The organism is Streptomyces adustus (assembly GCF_009377175.1).
GTDB lineage: Bacteria > Actinomycetota > Actinomycetes > Streptomycetales > Streptomycetaceae > Streptomyces > Streptomyces adustus.
On the sequence record NZ_VJZD01000435.1, the window covers coordinates 1 to 4,070 of the forward strand.

Below are 4,070 nucleotides of genomic sequence, written 5' to 3' on the forward strand. Positions count from 1 at the left end.
GAGTGGGGGTGCGGCGGGGGTGACCGGGGTCACGCGCTCTTGTTCCGTTTCTTTCGCGGGCGAGGCAACGGTTGGGGCGGCCCGTGGACTCCTTTTGACATCTAGGAGGTGCCCATGGGGGATCGCAGTTCGGTCCGGGACGAGGAGTTCCGGGCCTTCGTCACCGGTCGCTGGCCGCGGCTGATGCGTACGGCATTCCTGCTCACGGGGGAGCGGCACGCCGCGGAGGACCTGGTCCAGTCGACGCTGGAGAAGACCTTCGTGGCCTGGCGCAGGGTCGGCTCGGCCGACGACCCGGAGGCCTATGTGCGACGCGTGATGATCAACGCGCATGCGCGCAGACACCGCAGGAAGCTGCGGGAGTTCCTGGCGCCGAGGGACGACTCGGGCCTCGCGCACGAGATCGCGGACACCGGTGACCGCATCTCCCAGGCCGACGACCGCAACGCCCTGCTGAAGGCGCTCGTCCAGCTGCCGCCGCGGCAGCGGCAGGCGGTGGTCCTGCGCTACTGGGAGGACCTGACCGAGAGCCAGACGGCCGAGGCGATGGGCTGTTCGGTCGGCGCGGTGAAGAGCAACGCGGCCAAGGGGATCGCGAAACTCCGTGCCGTACCGGGCCTGGCCGGCACGCTGACAAGTGAAGGGCGGAAGTGATGAGCGCGGACCGGGAGACGAACCACCACATGACGAACCACGACATCGCCCTGATGCTGGCCGAGGCGGCCGACGAGGTCGAGATCGGTACAGCCCCCACCGAGGCGGTCGTCCGCGGCGGCCGGCGCCGCCGGGCCCGTCGCTGGGCGCTCGCGACGGCCACCGCCCTGGTCGTCGCCGGTACGGCCGGGACGCTGGCGCTGGCCGGGACGCCTGGCGGCGGCCGGGTGGCACCCGCCGTGACGGCGCCGTCGCAGCCGACGCCCCCCGGCCTCCTCGGGTACCGGACCGTGCTGGCGCACGGCACCGACCAGGGCAGGCCGTGGAAGGTCTACGTCGATGTGTGGGCGGCACCGCGCGACGCGGCGCAGGCACAGGCGCAGCTGTCGGAGATGGTCCGGCACGGGGAGATGCCGGTGGACGCGCGTACGGCGTCCGACCTCGTCGGCAAGACCTCCTTCTTCGTGTACCGGAACTCCCAGGCGGAGAACTCCTGGAGCATGCACAAGTCGGCCGACGCCGGGGACGTGCAGGCGGGCGACGACCTGGAGAGCGCCGCGATGCCGCTGGAGCCCGGTTCGAAGGGGCCGCAGCGCCTGGTCGTGGGCCGGGTCGCCAAGACCGCCCAGCAGGTGACCTGCACCTGGAAGGACGGGACGTCGACGGTGGTCGGCAGGGCGGCCGCCGACTCCGGCGACGAGACCCTGGCCGACGAGTTCGCGATCCGGTCGGCGCAGGGCTCCCCGGACAGCTGGTTCGTGTGCCTGGCCCCGCAGGGCACGTCGTTCGAGTCGGTGAAGGTGACCCGGTAGCCGGAGGCCGACTGCGGCGAGGGCGACCCGGAAGAGAGCAGGAAGAAAGAAAGGAGGGGAGGCGGAGGAGAGGAGGGAGGCGGGTGGCGCCGGGGGCGGCCGGCGGTCAGAGCCAGCCCTGGCTGCGGGCCTCCCGCATCGCCTCCATGCGGTTGCGGGTGCCGGTCTTGCCGATGGCGGAGGAGAGGTAGTTGCGGACCGTGGACTCGGACAGATGCAGCCGGGCGGCGATGTCGGCGACGGTCGCGCCGTCCGCGGAGGCGTTGAGCGCGTCGCACTCGCGGGCGGTCAGCGGGCTGGGTCCGGCGCTGAGCGCGGCCGCCGCGAGCGCGGGGTCGATCACCGTCTCCCCGGTCAGCACCCGCCGGATGGTGACCGCCAGTTCCTCCACCGGCCCGTCCTTGACGAGGAAGCCGGCGGCTCCCGCCTCCATGGCCCGCCGCAGATACCCGGGCCGCCCGAAGGTGGTCAGGATCAGCACCCGGCAGTCGGGGGCCTCCTCGCGCAGCCGGGCGGCGGCGTCCAGACCGCTCAGCCCCGGCAGCTCGATGTCGAGGAGGGCGACGTCCGGACGGTGCGTCAGCACCGCGTCCACGATGGCGTCCCCGGCGGACACCTGGGCCACCACGTCGATGTCCGCCTCCATGCCCAGCAGCAGGGCCAGCGCCCCGCGCATCATTCCCTGGTCCTCCGCGAGCAGGACCCTGATGGACTTCGCGGGCCGGTGGTCCCGGGGCATCTCGTTCACCGGTCAAGAGTAGGACGGGCGGACGGCGTCCGCCCGTGTCATGGGCCCGCTCAGACTCTCGCCGTCGCCGCGTCCGGTTCCGGCTCCACCGCGGCCACCGGGAGCTGCGCCCGTACCACGAAGCCGCCCCGGGGGCCGGGCCCCGCCGACAGGGAACCGCCCGCCGCCGCGAGACGCTCCGTCAGGCCCTTCAGTCCGGTGCCGCCGACGCCCTCGGCCCCCGGGCCGGCCGCCGCCCCGCCCGCTGTCCCCGTGCCGGTGCCCCTGCTCCTGCCCGGCGTCCCGCCCGCCGCCGCGTCGCCGGTCCCGTCGCCCGTCCCGCCTCCGCTTCCGGCCGCGTCTGCCGGACCTGTCGCTTCCGCCGCGCCCGCCGGGCCCGCCACGCCCGCCGGGCTGGTTCCGTCGTCGGTGACCGTGAGCTGCACCTGCTCCTCGCCCGCGGAGACGACGATGTCGCAGTGGGCGGCGTCGCTGTGCCGGACGATGTTCGTGACCGCCTCGCGCACCACCCACCCGAGCAGCGCCTCGGCCTGGGACATCAGGGGCGGCCCCGACTGCCGCACCGAGGGTTCGACGCCCGCCGCGGTCAGCGCGGAGCGGGCCCGGTCCAGTTCCGTGGCCAGGCTGCCGTCGCGGTAGCCGGTGACCGCCTCGCGTATCTCCGTCAGTGCCTGGCGGCCCACCGACTCGATGTCCGCGATCTGGGCCAGCGAGGCCGCCAGGTTCCCGGGCGCCAGCCGCCGCGCGGCCTCCGACTTGACCACGATCACCGACAGGGTGTGACCGAGCAGGTCGTGCAGGTCGCGGGAGAAGCGCAGCCGCTCCTTCTCGACCGCGCGCCGGGCCAGTTCCTCCCGGGCGGCGCGCAGCTCCCGTACCGCCTCGGCGAGGGACAGGATCGCGGCGGTCACCATCGTCGAGATCCAGGTGGCATAGGCGATGTTCAGGCCGTTCCAGCCGTCGCGGGTGCAGGAGACCACGCCCGCGAGCACCGCCACGGCCGTACCGAAGATCCTCAGGTGCGACAGGCGCAGCACCGCTCCCGTGGCCAGGCCCAGCAGCGGGAAGAACAGCAGCCAGCTGCCGCCGTAGCCGATGGCGAGCCCGCAGGTCACGACGGCCATCAGGCCCAGCGCCACCCGGGTCGACAGCGCCTCCCGCGTCTCCTTGTGGAAGGCGCGGAACACCACGTAGATGTAGAGCGAGTTGAAGGTGAGCAGCCCCAGGCCGCCGATCCAGGCGTTGGGCGTCTCCCCCTGGAAGAGGTTGGAGAACGCGCCCATCCCCATCAGCAGCCAGGGCAGCAGGCTGAAGCCGGTCGGCGGCGGCCCCGGGTGCTCCTGCTCCTTTCCGGCCTTGCGCGCGGCATGGAACTCCGCCATCAGACGCTTGTGGTCCTGCCGTTGGAGCCGCTGCCGCCGCCAGGCGCGGCGGACCGCCTTGCGTGGCGCGTCGACCCGGTGGGCGGCCTCGCGAAGCCAGGACATCATCGTTCTCCCCCGATCGGGCGGTCGGTCCGGACCGCCGGTACGACAGGACAGCGTACGAATCGAACGCGGCGACCTGGACGCCAGTACGAGCGTCGGGTCCGACGTTACGGACCGGGGCGGCGACCGGGCAGATGCGCCTGTACGGACCTGGGCAGGACAAATGTCACGGCGGGTCGCGGCCGACACGGGAGCTGACGCAGCGTCAGGAGTCTTCACAAGTGTCGAGGCCTGGGCTATACAGGGGGTCGCCGTACTGGAACGCGTTCTAGATCCGGCGGGTTCCGTGGCCTCGTGACGGCCTCGGTGCGGCCGACGGTGCGGACGGCCGTGCCGGGGTCTTGCCCGCCGCCCGCACCACCCGCCCCC

General features: G+C 73.3%; 4 protein-coding genes. 2 read left to right on the forward strand and 2 right to left on the reverse strand.

The genetic code is table 11. The annotated features are described in order from the left end of the window. Positions 1–114: 114 nt before the first annotated feature. Both FNH09_RS45080 and FNH09_RS45085 read left to right on the forward strand, forming a co-directional pair. Positions 115–654: a SigE family RNA polymerase sigma factor gene (locus FNH09_RS45080; protein ID WP_152895666.1), complete on the forward strand. Its 540-nt coding sequence runs from the start codon at positions 115–117 to the stop codon at positions 652–654. Continuing rightward, positions 654–1,466 carry a hypothetical protein gene (locus tag FNH09_RS45085; RefSeq protein WP_152895667.1) on the forward strand — a complete coding sequence of 271 codons (813 nt, stop codon included), beginning with the start codon at positions 654–656 and terminating at the stop codon, positions 1,464–1,466. The genes FNH09_RS45080 and FNH09_RS45085 overlap by 1 nt, the downstream gene beginning before the upstream one ends. Positions 1,467–1,572: 106 nt before the next feature. Here the strand turns inward: FNH09_RS45085 and FNH09_RS45090 are convergent, their stop codons facing one another. Both FNH09_RS45090 and FNH09_RS45095 read right to left on the reverse strand, forming a co-directional pair. Then, positions 1,573–2,205, reverse strand: coding sequence for a response regulator transcription factor (locus tag FNH09_RS45090; RefSeq protein ID WP_152895668.1), 633 nt, complete (start codon positions 2,203–2,205; stop codon positions 1,573–1,575). 59 nt (positions 2,206–2,264) lie between these two features. Beyond that, complete coding sequence (locus tag FNH09_RS45095; protein WP_152895669.1) at positions 2,265–3,701, reverse strand: sensor histidine kinase; 1,437 nt, start codon at positions 3,699–3,701, stop codon at positions 2,265–2,267. Positions 3,702–4,070: the final 369 nt, after the last annotated feature.

What these genes read in the sequence shown, in the direction of transcription:
- FNH09_RS45080 (WP_152895666.1), top strand. Translation starts at nt 115, where the DNA reads ATGGGGGATCGCAGTTCGGTCCGGGACGAGGAGTTCCGGGCCTTCGTC.
- FNH09_RS45085 (WP_152895667.1), top strand. Translation starts at nt 654, where the DNA reads ATGAGCGCGGACCGGGAGACGAACCACCACATGACGAACCACGACATC.
- FNH09_RS45090 (WP_152895668.1), bottom strand. Translation starts at nt 2,205, where the DNA reads ATGCCCCGGGACCACCGGCCCGCGAAGTCCATCAGGGTCCTGCTCGCG.
- FNH09_RS45095 (WP_152895669.1), bottom strand. Translation starts at nt 3,701, where the DNA reads ATGTCCTGGCTTCGCGAGGCCGCCCACCGGGTCGACGCGCCACGCAAG.